Source organism: Kurthia sibirica (genome assembly GCF_003143975.1).
Classification (GTDB): domain Bacteria; phylum Bacillota; class Bacilli; order Bacillales_A; family Planococcaceae; genus Kurthia; species Kurthia sibirica.
On the sequence record NZ_QFVR01000003.1, the window covers coordinates 1 to 21562 of the forward strand.

Annotated in this window: 19 protein-coding genes, 5 tRNA genes, 1 riboswitch and 1 other annotated feature; of the genes, 8 read left to right on the forward strand and 16 right to left on the reverse strand. The window is 35.4% G+C overall.

The window, feature by feature from the left end; translation table 11 throughout:
- Window positions 1-86: 86 nt before the first annotated feature.
- The 8 genes from DEX24_RS17095 to DEX24_RS02830 form a co-directional block, all read right to left on the reverse strand.
- Window positions 87-227 (reverse strand): hypothetical protein, encoded by a 141-nt coding sequence (locus DEX24_RS17095; RefSeq protein ID WP_170112818.1) that lies wholly within the window; start codon window positions 225-227, stop codon window positions 87-89.
- 618 nt (window positions 228-845) lie between these two features.
- A tRNA-Phe gene (locus DEX24_RS02800) sits at window positions 846-918 on the reverse strand.
- Between the two features lie 43 nt (window positions 919-961).
- Window positions 962-1038, reverse strand: a tRNA-Asp gene (locus DEX24_RS02805).
- A 2-nt stretch (window positions 1039-1040) separates the two neighbouring features.
- Window positions 1041-1115 (reverse strand) — tRNA-Met (locus tag DEX24_RS02810).
- 54 nt (window positions 1116-1169) lie between these two features.
- A tRNA-Ser gene (locus tag DEX24_RS02815) sits at window positions 1170-1262 on the reverse strand.
- Between the two features lie 6 nt (window positions 1263-1268).
- Window positions 1269-1343: transfer RNA gene (locus DEX24_RS02820), tRNA-Gly, on the reverse strand.
- A 154-nt stretch (window positions 1344-1497) separates the two neighbouring features.
- Window positions 1498-1998, reverse strand: a complete 501-nt coding sequence (locus DEX24_RS02825; RefSeq protein WP_109304890.1) for a ferritin — start codon at window positions 1996-1998, stop codon at window positions 1498-1500.
- A 92-nt stretch (window positions 1999-2090) separates the two neighbouring features.
- A complete protein-coding gene (locus DEX24_RS02830) occupies window positions 2091-2624 on the reverse strand; it encodes a hypothetical protein (RefSeq protein WP_109304891.1) in 534 nt (177 codons plus the stop codon).
- Between the two features lie 91 nt (window positions 2625-2715).
- Between DEX24_RS02830 and DEX24_RS02835 the strand changes: the two genes are divergently transcribed.
- The 3 genes from DEX24_RS02835 (at window position 2716) to DEX24_RS02845 (ending at window position 6396) form a co-directional block, all read left to right on the forward strand.
- The gene (locus DEX24_RS02835; RefSeq protein WP_109304892.1) at window positions 2716-3519 is read left to right on the forward strand and encodes an exonuclease domain-containing protein; all 804 of its coding nucleotides are present in this window, start codon (window positions 2716-2718) and stop codon (window positions 3517-3519) included.
- 219 nt (window positions 3520-3738) lie between these two features.
- Window positions 3739-5022, forward strand: a complete 1284-nt coding sequence (locus DEX24_RS02840; protein WP_109304893.1) for an MFS transporter — start codon at window positions 3739-3741, stop codon at window positions 5020-5022.
- Between the two features lie 81 nt (window positions 5023-5103).
- Window positions 5104-6396, forward strand: a complete 1293-nt coding sequence (locus DEX24_RS02845) for an MFS transporter (RefSeq protein WP_109304894.1) — start codon at window positions 5104-5106, stop codon at window positions 6394-6396.
- A gap of 44 nt (window positions 6397-6440) precedes the next feature.
- Here DEX24_RS02845 and DEX24_RS02850 read toward each other — a convergent pair whose 3' ends face one another.
- Window positions 6441-8795, reverse strand: a complete 2355-nt coding sequence (locus tag DEX24_RS02850; RefSeq protein WP_109304895.1) for a DEAD/DEAH box helicase — start codon at window positions 8793-8795, stop codon at window positions 6441-6443.
- Window positions 8796-8907: 112 nt separating this feature from the next.
- Here DEX24_RS02850 and DEX24_RS02855 point away from each other — a divergent pair, with 112 nt between their 5' ends.
- The 3 genes from DEX24_RS02855 to DEX24_RS02865 are packed head-to-tail and all read left to right on the forward strand — an operon-like array spanning window position 8908 to window position 10329.
- Window positions 8908-9087 (forward strand): hypothetical protein, encoded by a 180-nt coding sequence (locus DEX24_RS02855; RefSeq protein WP_109304896.1) that lies wholly within the window; start codon window positions 8908-8910, stop codon window positions 9085-9087.
- 22 nt (window positions 9088-9109) lie between these two features.
- The gene (locus tag DEX24_RS02860) at window positions 9110-9289 is read left to right on the forward strand and encodes a hypothetical protein (RefSeq protein WP_109304897.1); all 180 of its coding nucleotides are present in this window, start codon (window positions 9110-9112) and stop codon (window positions 9287-9289) included.
- A gap of 11 nt (window positions 9290-9300) precedes the next feature.
- Window positions 9301-10329, forward strand: a complete 1029-nt coding sequence (locus DEX24_RS02865; protein ID WP_109304898.1) for a ketopantoate reductase family protein — start codon at window positions 9301-9303, stop codon at window positions 10327-10329.
- A gap of 68 nt (window positions 10330-10397) precedes the next feature.
- Here DEX24_RS02865 and DEX24_RS02870 read toward each other — a convergent pair whose 3' ends face one another.
- Window positions 10398-11156: an SDR family oxidoreductase gene (locus DEX24_RS02870; RefSeq protein ID WP_109304899.1), complete on the reverse strand. Its 759-nt coding sequence runs from the start codon at window positions 11154-11156 to the stop codon at window positions 10398-10400.
- Window positions 11157-11307: 151 nt separating this feature from the next.
- On the opposite strand from DEX24_RS02870, the gene DEX24_RS02875 reads away from it, so the two are divergent.
- Both DEX24_RS02875 and DEX24_RS02880 read left to right on the forward strand, forming a co-directional pair.
- Window positions 11308-11874: a TetR/AcrR family transcriptional regulator gene (locus DEX24_RS02875; RefSeq protein ID WP_109304900.1), complete on the forward strand. Its 567-nt coding sequence runs from the start codon at window positions 11308-11310 to the stop codon at window positions 11872-11874.
- 10 nt (window positions 11875-11884) lie between these two features.
- Entirely contained in the window at window positions 11885-12841 is a 957-nt protein-coding gene (locus tag DEX24_RS02880) for a P-loop NTPase family protein (RefSeq protein ID WP_109304901.1), read from the forward strand.
- Window positions 12842-13594: 753 nt separating this feature from the next.
- On the opposite strand, the gene DEX24_RS02885 is transcribed toward DEX24_RS02880, so the two are convergent.
- The 6 genes from DEX24_RS02885 to DEX24_RS02910 form a co-directional block, all read right to left on the reverse strand.
- The gene (locus DEX24_RS02885) at window positions 13595-14164 is read right to left on the reverse strand and encodes a hypothetical protein (RefSeq protein ID WP_109304902.1); all 570 of its coding nucleotides are present in this window, start codon (window positions 14162-14164) and stop codon (window positions 13595-13597) included.
- A gap of 352 nt (window positions 14165-14516) precedes the next feature.
- Complete coding sequence (locus DEX24_RS02890) at window positions 14517-15503, reverse strand: ring-cleaving dioxygenase (RefSeq protein WP_109304903.1); 987 nt, start codon at window positions 15501-15503, stop codon at window positions 14517-14519.
- A gap of 17 nt (window positions 15504-15520) precedes the next feature.
- Window positions 15521-15952, reverse strand: a complete 432-nt coding sequence (locus DEX24_RS02895) for a MarR family winged helix-turn-helix transcriptional regulator (RefSeq protein ID WP_170112819.1) — start codon at window positions 15950-15952, stop codon at window positions 15521-15523.
- Window positions 15953-16232: 280 nt separating this feature from the next.
- On the reverse strand, window positions 16233-18038 hold the full coding sequence (locus tag DEX24_RS02900) for a sensor domain-containing diguanylate cyclase (RefSeq protein WP_109304904.1): 1806 nt from the start codon (window positions 18036-18038) through the stop codon (window positions 16233-16235).
- A 258-nt stretch (window positions 18039-18296) separates the two neighbouring features.
- On the reverse strand, window positions 18297-18995 hold the full coding sequence (gene tenA / locus DEX24_RS02905) for a thiaminase II (RefSeq protein ID WP_109304905.1): 699 nt from the start codon (window positions 18993-18995) through the stop codon (window positions 18297-18299).
- A 101-nt stretch (window positions 18996-19096) separates the two neighbouring features.
- A riboswitch (TPP riboswitch) is annotated at window positions 19097-19195 on the reverse strand.
- A 70-nt stretch (window positions 19196-19265) separates the two neighbouring features.
- Entirely contained in the window at window positions 19266-20840 is a 1575-nt protein-coding gene (locus DEX24_RS02910) for a 2-isopropylmalate synthase (protein WP_109304906.1), read from the reverse strand.
- 67 nt (window positions 20841-20907) lie between these two features.
- Window positions 20908-21148: a binding site (T-box leader), on the reverse strand.
- Between the last annotated feature and the right edge of the window lie 414 nt (window positions 21149-21562).

The window sequence follows — 21562 nt, forward strand, 5'->3', positions numbered from 1 at the left end:
CTCTTTCTTGTCGCTTGCTGCCTCGTCATGCTTGGATTATTGTTCAAAATGTTTCTTCTTCAACTGCTCTTGCACCTTCGGTACAATTATAAAAAAAGAAGATTTGCATCAAGTGCAAATCTTCTTTCGTATGGGTCGGGTGGAATCGTACCGCCGACACTTTGTTTTTGAACACTTCTCCTACGCCTGTCTTCGTTAGCTGCTCGCCATTCTGTCGTCACGTACACATCGTACGCTCCTCTTTCTTGTCGCTTGCTGCCTCGTCATGCTTGGATTATTGTTCAAAATGTTTCTTCTTCAACTGCTCTTGCACCTTCGGTACAATTATAAAAAAAGAAGATTTGCATCAAGTGCAAATCTTCTTTAGTATGGGTCGGGTGGAATCGTACCGCCGACACTTTGTTTTTGAACACTTCTCCTGCGCCTGTCTTCGTTAGCTGCTCGCCATTCTGTCGTCACGTACACATCGTACGCTCCTCTTTCTTGCCGCTTGCTGCCTCGTCATGCTTGGATTATTGTTCAAAACATTTCTTCTTCAACAGCTCTTGCACCTTCGGTACAATTATAAAAAAAGAAGATTTGCATCAAGTGCAAATCTTCTTTAGTATGGGTCGGGTGGAATCGTACCGCCGACACTTTGTTTTTGAACACTTCTCCTGCGCCTGTCTTCGTTAGCTGCTCGCCATTCTGTCGTCACGTACACATCGTACGCTCCTCTTTCTTGCCGCTTGCTGCCTCGTCATGCTTGGATTATTGTTCAAAACATTTCTTCTTCAACAGCTCTTGCACCTTCGGTACAATTATAAAAAAAGAAGATTTGCATCAAGTGCAAATCTTCTTTAGTATGGGTCGGGACGGAATCGAACCGCCGACACTTAGAGCTTCAATCTAATGCTCTACCAACTGAGCTACCGACCCTAAATAATGGTGTTGCTTACTGCTATTTTTATCGAAATAAAAATGGCGGTCTGGACGGGACTCGAACCCGCGACCTCCTGCGTGACAGGCAGGCATTCTAACCAGCTGAACTACCAGACCATTGGTTGCGGGGACAGGATTTGAACCTGCGACCTTCGGATTATGAGCCCGACGAGCTACCACTGCTCCACCCCGCGACAATGTTATGAATAACGTCACTTTGTTGCTATATTTATTTATTAAAGTAAAAATGGAAGAGGAAGAGGGATTCGAACCCCCGCGCGATTTGACTCGCCTGTCGGTTTTCAAGACCGATCCCTTCAGCCAAACTTGGGTATTCCTCCATGTTGTGGAGCGGAAGACGAGGTTCGAACTCGCGACCCCCACCTTGGCAAGGTGATGTTCTACCACTGAACTACTTCCGCATACTGCACTAAACAACAAATTGTTTTGCTGACAAATAATATATTATCACGAAATATTATTTCACGTCAACTACTTTTTCAAATAAATATAAATTCCAAAAAAAAAAGTTTTTACAATAGTATAAAACTATTGTAAAAACCCTTCATCTACATATTATTCAGCAGTGAATGAACGCGAAGCCAATTCAGTATCTAACATGAAGATTGCATTTGAATCTTTTTCTACACGTGAAATACGCGTAATCAATGTTTCAAATTGTGCTTCTTCTTCTACTTGCTCATCAATGAACCATTTTAAGAACGCCATCGTTGCATGTTCTCTTTCATCTAAAGCAATATCTGATAAACCATAAATACGACGCGTTACTTCTTGCTCGTGTTTTAATGCCGTTTCAAAAGTATTTAAAATAGATTCAAAATTATTTTCAACTGGTGGGAATTCTTTAATTGTTACACGATACCCCATATCACTTAAAAAAGTATAAAATTTCATTGCGTGGAAACGTTCTTCCTCCGCTTGTACTAAAAAGAAGTTCGCAAAACCATCATAGTTTTGATCTGTGCAATAAGACGCCATCGCTAAATATGCATGTGCAGAATAAAATTCAAAGTTTAACTGTTCGTTTAAAGCTTCATGTAAGTTTTCAGAAATCATCTAAAAAAACCTCCTTTATTAATAAAGCTATTCTAACACAATTCCCCATATTACACTTGTGATATGTAATGCAGATTGGCTACTTATTCTACTTATTTTTCAATCTTTTTAACTTGTACTATTAAAAGATAATCAAATTCCTTCAAAAATGCTGAATAATGATCGACGTTTTCTAACAAACCAAAATCAACTTTTTTCACTTTATTATTTTTAGGTACTGCCAAGTAACTAATAATTTTAGTTTTCTCTAAATCGTATTCATTTAATAAAAACGTAGATGTTTCAATTAACAAATTCTGGTTTTTCATCATCACTTTACGTTTAATTCGTTGTTCTTTACCCGTTTCTTCATTGCGTATAATAATTGTAAAATACTGCTGATTTTTTTCATATTGCATACTAAAAGTACCTTTTAAAGGTTCATTCACTATATATGACTGTACTATTTGTTTTTCACCATTCTGGTATTCAGTGAATGATACTTGTAGTTCTGTATTTTTCTTTATCTCATAATGATAAATATTCTGTTGACCCATCTTTTTTAACTGAATAGTGGCTTTTTCGCCCAAACAACCACTTAATAAAAATAGTGAGACGAAAATAAGTAGTAGCATGCGTATTTTCATAGTAACAACCCCTTTTTCTACCGTTCTAGTGTAACAAATTCACAAGAGCAATGTTATACTACCTCTATACTATATTCGGAGTGATTACTACATGGATTTCGTTGCACTATCATTAAAAACAGCAAATCAGTGGCCAGATAGTATTTGTGCCATTGATGTTGTGAAAGTTAAAAATAATGTCATTATAGATACGCTATCTACTTATATAAATCCTCAACAAACATTTGATCCCTTTTATGTAAGTCAACATGGCATTGACTCTACAGACGTTGCTAATTCTCCTTCTTTTGAGGATTTCCACCCTCTATTGAACACTTGGTTATCAAATGAACCCGTCATTTCCTTCTATAAAGATTATGAAGCATTAGTACTCCAAGAGGCATATGCTACAATCGGTAAAATCCCATTACTTTTCAAACATTATAGTCTACTACCTTTTCTCAAAAAAGAAAATCCACATTGGACTAATTATACGTTAACTACAATTGCTCAAAATTTAGCAGTACCCATTGAATATACAGATGCAACTACAATTGCTTCCATCACTCTATCGATATTAAAAGATCGTGCAACTTGGGAAGTAGATTTAAATATCCAATCCACGATAGAAAATACACCGATTAAATCATTAGCTTTAAAAACAATTATTTTCACCGGTGGATTACAGGGAATGACACGTAGTAGCGCCGCAAAATTAGTGATGAGAACAGGGGCTTATTTTACAAATACGATGTCAAAAAAGGTTGATATTCTTATCGTTAGCCGCTCCAGTCAAATCAAATTTGAGGAAACCAATCATCGCAGTAGTAAATGGCAGAAGGCACTACAGTTACAACAAAATGGTCATTCCATATCAATACTATTTGAGGATGATTTTTTAGCTTTTATAGCATGACAAGCTAAGTGACACAGCTAATTTATACACGCCTTGTGTATTTCAGATTACTTTATTTTATAACACTTTACTTTTTTGTTGTATTGCATTAGAATTAAAGGAATAATTTACCTAATTGATTGGTTCACATCGATTTACGGCCTATACAAAACGTATTTTTACGTTTTATGCCGTGAATTGATGTTTTTTTGTATACAAAATAATTAGGAGGGTTGATTGATGAAGACATTTTCTGTAGAAGCTCGTACGAAAAACAAGACAATGTGGCGTATTCTTCCCTATATTTTATTACTTTATATTATTTGTTATATTGATCGCGTAAATATTGGATTTGCAGCGTTACAAATGAACGCTGATCTTGCTTTACGAGCTGAGGTTTTTGGATTTTTATCAGGTATTTTTTTCATAGGGTATTTTTTCTTTGAAGTGCCAAGCAATATGATGATGAATAAAGTTGGTGCTAGATCTTGGATAGCACGTATTATGATTAGTTGGGGGATCGTGGTCATTTTAACTGGTTTTGTTCAATCTGCTATGCACCTTTATATTTTACGGTTTCTTTTAGGTATTGCAGAAGCTGGTTTTTTCCCAGGTGTACTTTTATATTTAACCTATTGGTTTAGAGCAAGTGAGCGTAGTAAAGCAACTGCTGTTTTATTATTAGCCCTGCCTCTGGGGGGATTGATTGGAGCACCCTTATCAACTTGGATTATGGACACTATTTCGTGGTTTGGACTTTCTGGTTGGCGTTGGATGTTTATCTTAGAAGGCATTCCTGCAATGATTTTAGGTATCATAACCTTATTCTTTTTAACGAATCAACCACGCGACGCAAAATGGTTACAGCCTGATGAAAAAGAATGGTTAATAGCAGAACTTGAAAAAGAACATCAACAATCAATAAAATCAAATCCAGTAAAAGTAACAAGCATGCTCAAAAGCGCTACATTATGGAAACTTTCTGCACTCTATTTCGCAGGATATACAGGTACATATGGTCTATCCTTTTGGATTCCTTCTATTATAAAATCATTGTCGTCGAATAGTACGACAAATTTAGAGATTGGCTGGCTGGCAGTTATACCGCCATTAGTTGGGGTTCCTGCCATTATTTTTACAGGTTGGAACACTGCTCGCATAGGGAAACATAAACTTCATTTAATGACCTGTCAAATGATAGCTATTATCGGGTTTGTTGGCTGTGCACTTTCTACTTCCTTGATTCCCATGATAACTATGTTAGTGATTGCTGCTGGCGGCCTCTATGGTACATCCGGTTGTTTTTTCGCCTACTTAACTTTTTATTTCACCAAAAAAACAGCACCCGTTGGAATAGCTATCGTCAACTCACTTGCTTCTCTTGGCGGTTTTGTAGGGCCCATGATTTTAGGAAGTATGACATTAGTATTTGGTATGTACACTTTAGGCGCACTTTTACTCTTGGCTTTTTTCATCATGCTCATTATGGAACCCTCTCATCGAGAACAAAAATTAGACGTTTAAGTTAAATAAATTTTACGGTTGCTTACGTGGAAAACGCTTATGAACTTGGTTTTAAATAAAACAGGTGTGGGGGTATTTATTATGAACGTGCTAACAGTGGAGGCTCGCACAAAGAAAAAAACGATGCGACGTATTCTTCCCTATATTTTATTATTATATATTATTTGTCATATTGATCGTATAAATATTGGTTTTGCAGCTTTAGAAATGAACGCAGAGTTAGCATTGTCAGCTGAAGTTTTTGGTTTACTATCTGGTATTTTCTTTATTGGTTATTTTTTATTTGAAGTACCCAGTAATATGATGATGAATAAAGTGGGGGCAAAATTTTGGATTGCTCGCATTATGATAACATGGGGTATTCTAGTTATTTTAACAGGATTTGTACAATCTGCTATGCATCTATACATACTTCGTTTTTTATTGGGTGTTGCTGAAGCCGGTTTTTTACCTGGCATTTTATTATTCATTACACACTGGTTTAGAGAACGTGATCGCAGCAAAGCTACTGCCACTTTATTTTTAGCAATCCCGATTGCCACCCTCATTGGTGCACCTGTCTCAACTTGGATTATGGATACTATTTATTGGTTTGAATGGGCTGGTTGGCGATGGATGTTTGTACTTGAAGGGATACCTGCGATTTTACTAGGGATTGTAACATTCTTCTTCTTAACTAATAAGCCCAGTGATGCAAAATGGTTGAAAGATGATGAACAACAATGGTTAAATGCCGAGATAGCAAAGGAACAACAACTATCTGCTTCTTTAAATCCAGTAAAAATTTCAAAAATGCTTTTTAATCTAACACTTTGGAAACTTAGCTGGCTTTACTTCGCTGGCTATACCGGTCTAATCGGCCTGTCATTTTGGATCCCTACAATTATTAAATCATTGACTCTTGACGTAACGACAAATTTAGAAATTGGTTGGTTAGCTATTATCCCGCCAGTTATAGGGATTCCCGCCATTCTTGTTACCGGTTGGAATACTGATCGTATTGGTAAACATAAAATTCACCTAATCATTTGCCAGCTAATAGCCGCAGTAGGTTTTGTCGGTTGCGCCTTAGTTACTTCACTCATCCCTATGATTATCATGTTATCAATTGCTGCTGGTGGCCTTTATGGTACAACAGGATGTTTCTACTCCTATTTAACATTTTTCTTCACAAAAGTTACCGCCCCCATAGGAATTGCTTTTGTAAATTCACTTGCGTCTCTCGGCGGATTTTTCGGTCCCGTCATTTTAGGATATTTCACATTAACAATTGGTATGTATATCTTAGGCGCTCTAATGATTTCCGCTTCTTTATTCATGCTAACAATGCGTCCATCTAGTCGAGATGTAGCTATGCAAAATCATATTATATAAAACACAAAAACGAACTACAAGTCCACAGAAACTTGTAGTTCGTTTTATATTCGTTTAATTAGAGCTAAATTAGATGGTGTTGTTTGTCCACCATTTTTTACAGATCGACGGTATGCTACTGTGAATTTTGCTCGATCAGCACTTTTATAACCCGTTTGAACACATGTATATGCCCCATTTTGTTTCATGTTTTCTTGAAATACCGTGAGAATAATATTTCTCCATAAAGGATGATCGACTTTTTTTAGCTTTGTTAAACTCAAGGGTGATGTAAGGTTCTCTACTGATATTTCCTCCACATACTCCAAAGCTAACAACTCTGTTTGAAGACATTTTTTATAATAAAGTTCCTTATAACTAAAGAAGATTTGTAAAAAAGGGTTTTGCTGCCAATAATCTGAAATCACTTGTTTTTGCATAGAATAGGACATATTCTCCCTAATAATCGTATTCGCAATATATGTGAGGTTCACTTGTGTTCTTTCCTTAAAATATAATAGTTTTGGTACTGAGTTTGTCGCCATATAGTAGTGAATAATAGCTGATATATCTTCTGGAGCATATAGTGGTTTAAAGTGGTCTTGTAAGAAAAATGTCATTTCAATTTCATTAATTAAGGGCTGAAGCTGCCGATAGCTCGCCTGCTGTTGAATGCCATAATATGCGAGTAATTGAGGCAATTTTTTAAGCATATTTGTATAGTTTTCTACATCATTTTCATAAACAAGTACTTCCTCTTGCCGTTGTATAGTAGCGCCCTCCATTTGTACCGTATACTGTAATGCATAAATACCAACTGGGACACTTTTTTCAAATAACACGCGATTCAAACGTTCAAAATCAACTGTATCATCTATGCGTAAAGCAATTTCTTGTAGCATTTTTGTCGAGATGATTGTTGCAATATTTAGCTGTTGAGCATCACTAATAGGAGCGTCTAGGTTTTCACCAGCTAGTAATACTTGTGGGTTGGACCACGCTATTTTATCGGTCCAATTGTCGATAAAACTAACGATTGTTGCTGTTTTCGTCCCGCCAGCTGCTATGCCTCTTAGTGCACGTCCAATCATTTGTGTCATGAGGATAGAGGAGGTTGTCGGACGTGTTAAAAAGACGGTTTGCACATCTGGGAAGTCTGCACCTTCAGTTAATATATTGACGTTAATGAGTACGGGAAAAACATTCTTGCGAAATGCTTCAATGACGCTACTATTCGTCTCGTCATTCTCACTGTTTGAAATGACTGTTCGGGCATCAATGCCTTTGTTATTAAATAACGCCGCCAGTATTGTCGCATGTGAGCGATTAACAGCAAAAATAATAGTTTTGCCATACCCCATTTGATGTCTTTCATACTGTTGAACAATCAAATGATTACGTTTTTTATTTTGTGCTAAGCTACTCGCCACTGACTCCGGCAGAAGGTCCCAATCTTTAATCGACTTTAACATATCATCATCAAGTTCTCCGCTATATGATACGTCCGTCTGTAGCTCAAAAAAGCTAGGTTCCGATAAAATCCCACTTGCAATGAGGTTTTTCAAATCCTTTTTATAAATAATTCCATCTTTAAACAGTTCTCGCAAGGCCCCTTGCTCTGTCTCAGCTGTCCTGAAAGGGGTTGCTGTTAAACCGAGTAAGCGAACCTTGTCAATTTGCGCATAAATAGTTGAAATAAGTTGTTTATACGTTATTGCTGTCGCATGGTGTGCTTCATCAATGACGACAAAAAGTTCATCGCTATGTTTCAACCAATCACTTAGCTTACTTGAGGGACTCATTAAACTATCTTTACTTGCGATTACTAGTTCATCACTACTTTCAATAAATTCGGCTCGCTCATGTACACCAGAAATAATACGTGTCGCAATCGGCTTACGCCGTCCAATAGCAAAACGTTGAAATGTAGCAAAGGCTTGGTTTAAGAGTTCATGACGATGAGCAATCCACAACACTTTTTTCCCTTTTAATAAAGCCGCTTCATAAAGCCAGCGTACAGCGGTTGTCGTCTTTCCTCCACCCGTCGGTAATACAAGTAATCCTTTAAAAGAAGGCTGAACTATTTGGCGATGAAGCGCATGAATAGCCTCCGCTTGGAATGCAAATAATGCGGTAGAAGAGGGTTGATCTTTCACAATAATCTGCAATGCTTTAGGGCGAACTAATGTGAATTTTATCGTCTGATCCATTTCAATTTGTCCCCAATTAGCCATTGATTTGGGTAATGATATATGTAGTCCTGTTGCTTTTATTTCTTCATCAATTTCTCGAATCATTTTTCGAGAACGTTTCGTATAACCTAATTTTTTGACAAAACTTCTACATTTCATCGAGACACTATGGCCCTTGGATGCCATCACTTTGTCTTTAATCGTAAGTAAAACACTATATCTAGTCATTCGCCCAATACCTTTCTATCGAATATTTGTTCTATTATTATAACAAATTGTCATACGATGTGTAAAAGGCTTAAAAAAGGGAAAGAAATAGTATGAAAGGGAGTCGATAGTAATGAAAAAAAAAGACGAGCCAATTTTACATGACGATCCCCAACGTGTATACGATAAAACACCCGAGTCTTACGATACAGTTTTAGATGAGGTTGTTGGTGGTGAGGCAAAAGAGGAAAATGCTGAAGCAGAATATGAAGGTGTTACACCTGAAGAATTAGATGATCAACCACCATACTAAAAAGATTGAAAGGACGAAGAAAATGACTGATCAATTGGAACAATCATTATTACTTAGACGTTCAGAGGCATTGCAAAGTGACTTGCTCCAAGATAATATAGCGCAAACGCCGCTTTCTTTAGCTGAATTTGGTGACTTTATAGACGCTTATTTTTCTCTTTGTAATCACTCTGAAGATAAGTGTAACGACGTAAAACGATAAGGAGCCATGCTATGAAAATTGCAATTGTTGGGGCAACACCGACTGGAGCTGTTGTTGCCGCCTTTTTAAAAGATCATTTTTCTGATGTAACACTTATAAATGTTCATCTTTCCCCCCTGGAGGCGATTCAAATTCGAGGGATTATTGTAAGTGGCACTTCAACCATGTACACGCCCAATATTAAAGTAAAATCTATTGAACAATTTGATAATGATTATGATATTATTTTTATTTTTTCACCACAAAGAGATAATCATATGATTTTACCCACTATAAAAAATAATATGTTGAAACCATGTATTGTCGTTTCCTTTCAAGAAACTTTATCTGATAATGAACTAATAAAGGCTTTTTATCCTGTACCTATCATTTCTGCAGTTTGTCATTTCCAAGCTTATTTTAAAGAACTTCATATTGTAAATTTAACGACTGATTCTAAAGAAATAGCCCTACATGCTTTTGATTTAACAGATTTCCATGATCCTCAAAGTACTGATATATTGACGATTAAACATATATTAGATTTTATTGGACAAACAATCATTGTCGAATCACACGCAAGTATCAAGTGGTCAAAAGCATTGTTTAATGCTTCAATCGATAGTCTTTCTAGTGCCTTAAATTGTTTATACGGTGACATTATTCAACATCCACTTGCGTTGCAAGTAGCAGTTCAACTTGCAGATGAAGTGGCACGAACAGCTAAGAAACAACAAATACTTCTTACAACGACCACTGATATAAATTATAATCATTTTATCATTGACTCAGATTGTAAAATGGACGAATTAAAAACGATACTCTATAAGGCTGTATCCATACACGCTGCATCCAAATCATCCTTATTCGAACCAAATATACCATTGCATACGATTAATAATAGTATTAAGCGCTACGCAATAAAGGTTGATCAACCTACTCCTTTTAATGATATTATTATTGACTGTTTAACTACAGCACAAAATACTGGCAGTTTACCTGCTTTCCATGAAAATATCCAGCTATTTGAACCATTAATTAAAGGAAGTCATTTTCGATGAATGACAAACAAAAAGCATGTAAAAATCATAATGATTTTTACATGCTTTTTGTTGTTTTCAATATTATTTTAGTATGCTGACCATCCTGCATCGGCACCTACAACTTGACCATTAATAAAACTGCTATCATCAGAAGCTAAAAATACTGCTAATTTTGCAATTTCAATAGGTTCACCCGTACGTGGATTAATTGCCATTCCTAGGCTTTGGCGCTTATACCCCACTTCACTCATATTGCTCATGGATGCGCCAATATTTGTTGCGACACCACCGGGAGCAATTCCGTTACAGCGGATATTTTTATCTGCATACATAAATGCTGTATTTTTAGTTAACCCTACAACGGCATGTTTAGATGCTGTATACACAGCACCTGCACGAGCTCCATATAACCCACCAGCAGAAATATTATTGACAATTACACCATGACCTTGCTCAAGGAATATATTTGTCGCAATACGCATTGATTGCATAACTGCCTTTGTATTAACATTCATTACTAGATCCCAGCGGTCATCTTCTACTTCATTGACCGGTTGCATACCATCCATAATACCTGCATTATTCATAACGATGTCGACTGAACCAAATTTTTCAACTGCAAAATCATACATAGCTTGTAATTCATCTAAATTTGCAACATTGGTTTTTATTGCTGCTGCCACGCCACCTGCTGTTATAATTTCCTCTGCAACTACATTTGCGCCTTCAAGATTTAAATCAGAGACAATTACATTTGCACCCTCTTTTGCATACTCTATTGCAATTGCTTTACCCATTCCTGATGCTGCACCTGTAACGATGGCGGTTTTATTTTGAAGTTTCATTCATAATCTCTCCTTTTTTTATACAACATTTGTTCAATATCTATTATAATATAAACAAGAAATCGTTAGCAATTAGGAACATAGCGTATAAAAAGGAGAAATAAAACGTTTTCAGTCCTTTTTGTTCATTATGTATTGGAGGTAATCTAGCATGGTTCTTGAAGATATTCGAATTGTAAAAACAAAACAAGCATTACAACAGGCTTTCTTTGATATTATTCAATTTAAAACAATTGATACGATGTCCATAACTGATTTATGTGAAGTCGCACATATTAATCGTGGGACGTTTTATCGTCATTATAAAACCAAGGATGACTTGGTAAATGAAATTATTGACCTTATTTCCAATGAAATCGTCCAGGCTTATTTTAAACCCTATGAACAGAATCCAGAGTTGAAACCCGCAACAATTGATAGTAATTCAATTGCCATTTTCCAGCATATTTATGATTATCGTAGTTTTTATACAATCATTTTTGGACCGAATGGCTCAATCCATAATCATCGTATTTTCTATGATAAAATGCGAGAGCTCATGATGGATGCACTCTATATCGAAAACAAAAATAGTCAGATCAATCATGTACTTTTCGCATCATATCAAACCTATGCAATCATTGGTATGATTATCGAGTGGGTTCGTAGTGATTTTGAATACAGCGTGGCGTATATGAATGAACAATTTGCATTAAACCTACAAATCCAACATAATTAGGGGCTATAAAATGACAAAAAAAATATTTACTATTGGCCATACAATTAGCGAAATTGAAGCATCCTTTGATGCATTAAACCAATATACTTGGCAGCTAAAAGATGTTTTGTTTTTCCGAGGGCAACAAGCTGATGACGATCGCTATTATTGCCAAATCTCTGTTCATACTAGCATCGCGGACCATGTGGAAGATTGTTTACGTACACATGCATCACCTATCACATCAGAAGAATTTCAAAAATTAAAAAACAAAGCAACAGCATTTGAATACGTTTTTTTTGGCGGATCTTCTCAAAATAGAACTCTTTTTTTAACAGCCTTGCAAGCACATCATATTGACTATCGCCTTGAGTCTATCCCACTAATCATTGGTCGACAAAGCAAAAATTCACAAGTACTTTTGATGATAATCGATGCTAACGATCTGACAATGGTGAACAATCTACTCGAACAATTCTCTACCAAGAAAGAACGAAAATCCTGGCTGAAGGGAACACGCACAAAAGAAATTTATATTATGAATAAGATAGATTCCATAAAAAATTATGAAAATCAATTACGGGCGAGAGAAATCCCCTTTACCCGAGAGAACGAGGACCAAATAATCCAAGTAATTACTGTTGCTAAAGTTGATTATAGAGAAGCTAAAGACCTACTCCCTATTCAAGATCAAAATGAAATAGCTATTTTCAAAAAAAAAGCTACACGTAAAAAATGGCTTTTCTATTTTATTGGTCTGTGCATTATATTATTTGTCAAAACAACAATGAGTTTTTTAAGTGGTTGGTGGGGAATTGCCATATTTTTCATTATTTTGTTGTTATGCGGGTTCGCCATAGCGAAAACATGGGCGTATATTCAAGGGAGGAAAATCAGCTCTACCGTCACACCCCCTATAATCTTTTTCTTTTCTTGTTTCACATTTCTTGAATGTATAGGCGGAATTATTGCTCAAATCTTTAAATAACAACATACTATAGTCCATTTATATACTACATCTCGACCAGTGTATAATTTAGTAAAAAGAATACAATACTAGTAGTTTATACTAGTACAATCAAGTAACTTCAGTAAGTTATCGAAGTCTTTTTTCATGACCATTATTTTCTACCATACTATTTCACATGCTTATTTTTGACTCTTACAGCCTAGATTTCACATTAAATTAAGTAGCTAAACTAACCTCTACTATCTTTATATCATTGATCCCGCTAATGTTTCACTCAATTAATAGAGGGATACCATATATTTCAACAAGCTGCGTATAACTAGAATAAAATGGAAAGAGCCTGAGACAACAGTATTTTCAATAGAGAAAATCCCGTATGATTTTTCGAAATCATACGGGATTATTCATTTCAATCCATTTGCGCTTCGAAAAACGCTTTCCGCGGACATGGCTTCAAACGCCTCGTCATTGCATTCCTGTGGGGTTTGCAGCTCACGCTATTCCCGTAGAAGTCGTTTTCTACGCATTCAATTGATTTGATGATTTGTATGGGAGACATACTATTTTTGTTCTGTCCCAGGCTCTTTTCATTTTATTGCATAAGAAGTACAAAAAATAAATATGTGTTTAGGTTAGGGGAATGTATTTTCTTCGTAAAAGACGAAAAGTCTCGTCGAAAAGCCATTCGAAACGAATGTATAGAAAATAGCATAGAAGCTAAAAACACTATCAAGTTACTATTTTATAATAAGTGCATTTTTTGAATATTTATTAATTTAAAACACCATTTGATAGATCCATCGGCAAGTTAATAACTTCAATATTTTCTTCTTTATTTGCATCAAATACTTCACATTCAATGACAAAGCTATCTGGCTGCTCATTATTCAAAATTAAATAGTGAATAATCGGTAGACCCATCGTTTGGAATAGCGCATCACGATTCATCTTTTTATAGGCTTTTTTGTCGACATTCACACGAATACTATCATATTCATTTTTGACTTCAATGCTTTGAACTGCTTGAAACTTAGATGATTTTTCGATTTGCATAAACATCGCTTTCAAGTTTGCTTTAGTATCTTTTTTCAACTGTTCGTATTGCGTTGATGTCATTAAAAACTCTACACCATCTGCTTTTACTATTTTTTTCGAAATAAATGTTGGATCCCATTCTTCTACAGTATTTGCGTCGTTTAGATATTCAGTAGGCATAAATATTTTTATCGTTGCCTCTTCTACAGATTTTTGAGCTGCTGATGTCTGATCACTACTTTTAGTTCCACAACCTGCAAGTACTAGAATGATAGCTGTTATTAAAACTACTAATCTATTTCTCACACTTGACACCCCCTTATGTATATCATCTATTTTATCAAAAAATGACAATTATTGAAATAAAAAAGAAGAGGTACTAATACTGGAGATTGTAAAAAACAATTAGCTGCTATATGCACGTCAAATTAAAAGTGTACCGGCCTTCACAAATGCAACATGATCCATATAATGAAATGATTCTTTTTCTCCGTTACCTCTCTTCAACAACAGTTTTTGACAAAAAATAATTAAAAAAAGCAGATTTCGGACAATGACCGAAATCTGCTGATCCCCTCTAAAAGAATAAATTTGCTTATATTAACATGCTGTAAGCAAAGAGCTCACTTCACTATTTAGCAATTTCTCTTTTAAAAAATTATTCGTATTCTTTTTCAAAATTAATTGTTGAACGTACTGTATCAAAATGACGTACAAGTCCTTCAATTTTTTCTCTTTCTTGCTCTAAGAATGGTGGTAATGACAGTTTTTCACCTAGTGTTTCATAAGGTTCATCCCCCATGAAACCTGGACCATCCGTTGCAAACTCAAATAATACGCCATGTGCTACACGTGCATATAATGATTCAAAGAAGAAACGATCTACATAACCAGAAGTGTGGAAACCAATTTCAGACATGCGTGCAATCCAATGATCCAACGCTTGGCGATCTTCTACGCGTAATGCTAGGTGATGAACCGTACCAAAACCTTGTGTGGCGGGCGTTGATTGCTCATCATGTTTAACGATGATTCGAGCACCATTTCCGCCAGTTCCTACTTCAAATAGATACGTGTTTCCTTCTTGTGCAATTTCTTTAAATTGCAGCGCTTGTTCAAGAACAGCCTTAAAATTTTTAAATTCTGCGATTGTTACTTCTACTGGTCCAAGACCGGTAATAGCAAATTCTAAAGGAATAGGTCCCTTTTGCCATGGCGTGCCACTTTCAATACCTGTGTTATTTTCATCAGAAATCAATTGATATTGCTGACCATCAAAATCAACAAATGGTAGTACGCTCACACCAAATTGTTGTTGAATACCATCATTAGAAATGTCTAAACGATTAAAACGTTTTTGCCAATATACTAGTGCGGCATCTGTTGGTACCCGGAAACTAGTACGTGAAATTTCGTTAGTACCATGTTGGCCTTTTTGAATACCTGGGAAATCAAAGAATGTCATATCCGTACCTGCAGAGCCTTTATCATCTGCAAAAAAAGTATGGTATGTTTGAATATCATCTTGATTGACTGTTTTTTTTACTAAACGCATACCTAATACATATGTGAAAAATTTATAATTTTCTTCCGCACTGCTTGTAATTGCTGTTACATGGTGAATACCTTTTAGTTGATTTGTCATTGTTTATTCCTCCAAAATTATAAGTTTTTGCTATGATAGCCAACTTTTTTTATTAAGTCGATCATTGTATCCTTTTCCACATCTGATAGGGGTGAAAACATTTCCGCTACAAGTTGTTCATGCTGCGGAAAAATAGTTTCTATAAAAGCGTGACCTGCCTTTGTAATAGCAGTAAAAGTTACACGTCGATCAGTCGGACAAGCAATTCGTTCTACGAAACCTCTTTTTTCAAGCTTATCGACAATATATGTAATACTGCCGCTCGTAATGAGTATTTTATCTCCAATTCGCTGAATAGGTTGTTCCCCCTTATGGTATAACAACTCTAGTACAGCAAATTCATTCAAGTTAATATTGTATTGCTGCATATCTTTGCGAATAACACTTTCAATCGTTTGTGCTGCTCGTAATAAAACAGTCAATGATTTTAAAGACTTATTTTCAGTCACTTAATACACCTTCTTTTATCTTGAATTGATTTATCTTGAATTAAAGATATCATATTTTCTAAACAGAGTCAACCAACTTCACTTATCAAATTACTTGTTCTACTAAAATAATATATTGGTCTGTACGCTAGGAATAGATTACAGTATAAGCACTTCGTTTATTAACGCTATTGCTAGAGTAGAAAATTTCCTTTATTTAGCATTATTAACTATATAATCGCAAATATGAATAGAAAAACACACCAAATAGTAGCCTGACTATTTGATGTGTTTTATGTTATTAGTTGAAAAATACGCGATTACGACCAGCTGTCTTCGCCAAATACAGTTGACGATCCGCTTCAGACAATAGCTCTAACTCATCTTCATAGTTATTACTGCAGAGTGTTGTGCCACCTACACTAATCGTCACCTCTCCAAATTGACGTCCTTTATGCTCCATATGTTGCTCTTCAATACAGGCGCGTAGTTTTTCTGCCACAGCATACGCTTCATCTCTTTGTATATTATCGAGAAGTACAGCAAATTCTTCACCGCCATAACGGACAAACTGAGCACCCAATGGTAAATTATCAACCAATACTTCAACAAGGCGTTTTAGTAAAGCATCACCTTTTACATGCCCATAATAATCATTATATCGCTTGAACTCATCTACATCGATAATAATAACGGACAAACATTCGCCGGTTTCCTTATTTTTATAAAAAAGGTTTTTTAAGTTTTTATTGAAAAAATGGCGATTAAAAGCACCTGTTAAACCATCTAAATAAGCTAATTTTTGTAGTTTAATATTCGTTTCAACTAGTTGCTGTGTACGGATTTGAATTTTGTCATCTAGCGTTGTATTTAATTGAAGTAATTCCTCGTTCAATTCCTCTACCTTTAACCATTGTTTTGCGAAATAACGACAGAAAATAAAACTTTGAATCGCAACAAATACACCGAGTAACACAAAGGAGTATTGCGTTGAATTTGGTGATGTAATTACGACATAAATATCATGAATTCCTCCGATAAAGACGATAAACATACCAATTAGTGTTAAAACCGCATTTTGATCCTTCCAACTAATTTTACGAATAATACAATAGAGCATATAAAAATACACAAGGAATAGCGTGGAGTACACTGTCGAAAAAAGAAATTGATAGATCTGCTGAGCGCTGATGATCGTCACTATAACCATCGCTATACTAATGATTATATTATATTGTAAAAACCGCTTAGGTATACTATTTTTGAAATATTGTGCCACGTAAACAATATAGAGAAAAATAGAAATTTCAGCAGACACATACGCAATTTTAGAAGCGACTAACCAATTGATTGGATCCAATATTAGTGTGTACAAATACGGCTCTGCAAACAAACCTCTAAAAACGATAGAAAGACAAAACAAACCAAATACTAAATAAACTCGATCCTGTCGTCTAAATAATGAAAATAAAATAGAAAAAATAGCCATGAGTGAGATGCTACCAAACAAGAAAAAATAAAGGAATAGTTGACGATACATACTAGCATTCATTATTTTATCATTACCAATTGTTACACTTTTTTCAAATCCTCCACGTATATTATCAAAATTCGATATTTGCATTGTTAATAAAATAGTCTGATTTTCTGGGACAGTAAAACTAAAATTTTTAGGTGCTAATCTTTGACGAGATGTTTTTTTACTCACACCAACCACACCATTTTTCATCGCTAAACGTTCATTGACGTAAAACTGATATGCACTATATTGAAAGGGTATATTAATCGTTAATCTTTTACCGATAAAATGCTTAGGTAGCTTGAGTTTCGTAACATATGTAGCATAACCTTGCGCAGTCCCAGTTTTCATTTTAAATTTATGTGGGACACTTACTACATGACCTGCATCAATATTATAATAAATAGCAGCCCTTTGAGGCGTTAATAACTGGTGTTCAAAGTAGAGCCATTGACCATCTAAAGTTGTCTTGAAGTCACTATATTTTGCATCTTCAATATTTAATTCTGTTTGATGATTCGCTGAAGCTGGTAGTGAAAAAATGATAAATATACATATATATACTGTCATTGCTACGATTTTTTTCACAACTCCACCTCACCCTCTCTAGCCTTATTCCCTTTTTTCAAAAAATTATATCGCCAGTATTTACTCTAATTATAAGTGTTTCACCATTAAACTACAGTGTTATTTACTATTTTCAGTACTTTTTTATTATCATTCCTGTAATGAATATCTTTTAAGGGATAAAATACCTAAATAATATATATATATACCCAACAAGAAATTTTTCTTTGCAATAAATAAAAACACTTGACCTATAAAACTTAGTCAAGTGTTCCATAATTAGACTGTTTCTGTTACTGCATCTAATAAATTTTGTGGCCAATCCACTACATCATTTCCCATATCCCAGAATAAATATTCAAATCTTGTCGTTGTCAAAAAGATTTCCTTTAATTTATCACGTTCCACCCCCTGCAGGTCAATGGCTAATCTATCCATTAAATCCACAGTCGCTTGTACACTTTTAGCAAAATCATCACTGCTATATGTACGGATCCAGTCTCCATATAAAGGATGCTCTAGAGAGCCTGGTATTGCAGCCAATTCGGCACCAATTTCAGCATAGCTAATAGCGCATGGAAGCACCGCTGCAATAACATGTGCTAATGAACCATTTTGAGCTTCAGCAAGCATATAACGCGTATAAGCAATCGTCGTTGGCGCTTCAATTGCTTCTTCAAAATCTTGCGCTGTCACACCAAAACGCTCCGCATATTGCCGGTGAAGGGCCATCTCTCCTGCTAATATATAATTTACACTGTTCGATAACTCTGTCATTGTCGATAAATCCGATGCTTTTTGTATACCAAGAGCATACACCTTAGCATATTGAATCAAATATAAATAATCTTGAATCAAATAATATTTAAATTTTCCTGGTTCTAGTGTTCCATGGCCAATTCCCTGTACAAATGGATGGCTATGGTTGGCTCTCCACGTCTTATTAATGCCTGCGATTAACTCATCTGAAAATTTCATCATCTTTTCCTCTTTTCCCACAAACAAGGAAGGCAATAAAAAAAGTCACGATTCCTATAAAAGAAAATCGCGACTATAATTTACGCTTAAAAATGGCATAAATGATACTGTCACTTCTTCCTTCCGGCAGTTCGAACTGCATCAAGTTAGAGGGTTAAGCAGTTGCTTTCTCAGCCCATAAGGCACCCCTAGTAGTGATTGTTTGTGTATTCATTTGTTTTGGTTGTACAACACTATCATCATCTATTCATAACGGAAAGTCAAAGGATATTAGACAGTTTGTGGAATATAGATGAAGTTATCGACAACGATTGTATTGATTGCGTTAATATAAGCTAGTGCTGATGCTTTAATGACATCTGTATCGGAAGCTTTTGCTATATAAGTCTGTCCGTTATATTGTACTTGAAGTTTTACTTTACCAAGCGCTTCTTTCCCACGTGATACACTTGATATTTTATATTCCATCAATTTCACTTCAAATTCTGTCACCTCTTGTAGCGCAGAATAAAGCGCATCAATTGAACCTGTACCGACTGTTGAAGCTTTAAATACTTCGTCACCTTTTCGCACTTTAACGCTTGCTGAAGGGAAAATCGGATTAGAAATTACTTGAATATCTTCTAAGTGGTAAAATTTATCACTATGCAGATTTACTTTTTCACTAGAGGTTTGTTTGTTAAAATAATTTTCAACTAATATGAACAAATCATGATCATACACTTCTTTTTTAGCATCTGCTAATTTCAAGAAATCAGCAAATATTTCTTCAAAATGTTCTTCTGTCAAATGACCAATTGATAGATTTTCAAGTGCATTTTTAACTGCATGACGACCAGAACGTGCAGTCAGTACTAATTCCATATCATCAAGTCCAACTTCAGTCGGGCTAACAATTTCATAAGCATCTCTCGATTTTAATAGCCCATCTTGATGAATACCAGAAGAGTGAGCAAATGCATTGTCGCCAGTGATTGCCTTATTCACTTGAACATCAATTCCCATTAAACTAGAAACGATACGTGACGTGTTCATAATTTCTTTTTTATTGACTCGTGTATAGGCATCAAAATAATTATGACGCGTTGACAATGCCATGACTACTTCCTCTAGTGCTGCATTACCGGCACGTTCCCCGATACCATTGATTGTACATTCCACTTTGTCTGCACCATTTTTAATGGCCGCAAGTGTATTGGCTGTGGCCATCCCCAAATCATTATGACAGTGAACACTCAATAATACCGAATCATCTAGGTTTTTCATACGATCATTCAGTTTCGCAATCATTGCTCCAAATTCTTCTGGAACTGCATATCCCACAGTATCTGGCACATTAATCATTGTCGCACCAGCTTTCATAACCGCTTCAATTGTCTTCCATAAGTATTCAAAGTCGGAGCGTGAGGCATCCTCAGTTGAATATTGTATTTGTGGCATTAATGTTTTTGCATATTTCACAGCATCAATACCAATCTGTAAAATTTGATCTTTAGATTTAGAGAATTTTTTCTCTACATGAATATCCGATGTGCCAAGCACCATATGAATCATTGGACTTTCTGCATACTTAACCGATTCATATACTGCATCGATGTCACCTTTAACAGCACGTGCGAGAGCCGTAATCATAAGATCATCTGTGTTCCCTACTTTTTGTGCTATTTGTTTTACGGCATTAAAATCACCTTCTGAGGAAGCTGGAAAACCTGCTTCGATAATATCCACTTGTAGTTTTTTTAGTTGGTGAGCTACTTCTAGTTTTTCATATAAGTTTAACTTCGCTCCCGGTACTTGTTCTCCATCGCGTAGTGTTGTATCAAATAGCCAAATTTTCTTAGACATAATTTTTCTCCTTCTTTCTTTTCATTTTCTTAAAACATCAAAAAAATCCCGTCTCTATTACGTACATAATAGAGACGAGACATTGCTCGCGGTACCACTCTAATTGATGGATTGTCACCAATCCATCCACTCATCGGAGTCAAAAACTAACTCCTATCCTGCTAACGGAGGAATCCGTGCCGCCCTACTGTTCATTTCAGGCTGCTTGCTCATGAACGAGTTCGAGTCAAACCTTCGCTAATTTTCACCGACCATTAGCTCTCTAAAGAAGATGATTGATCTCTACTACTTTCAATCTTTGCTTATTTGAATTATCTGATTGTTTAGAATAATAGACTATTTAAAACATAATGTCAATGAATTATCAGAAAATATTTAATTTTCTTTATATAATGGTATTATTTACTTTATTAGTATTAACTTGAATACGTCCGTCCCGCTATAAGCACTGTCGATTAACTATTTAGCATCAACGAACTGTACTGAATTTGTGAATGCTAGTTTCATTAGATAATTTACTTTTATTGGCTTGAAAGTTCGGCAATATTCTTTATGATTTTATTTACGAGAAAGCTTTTTTAGAATAGAGAGACATATGCTAGCAAAAAATAATAGATGACTAGCAGATGAAAAATACCTATTTTTATCATTATTTTAAATTTTCAACATAAAAATAACTATATAATGAAATGGTAACAAGTTCAACTTACTATTTCCCCTAA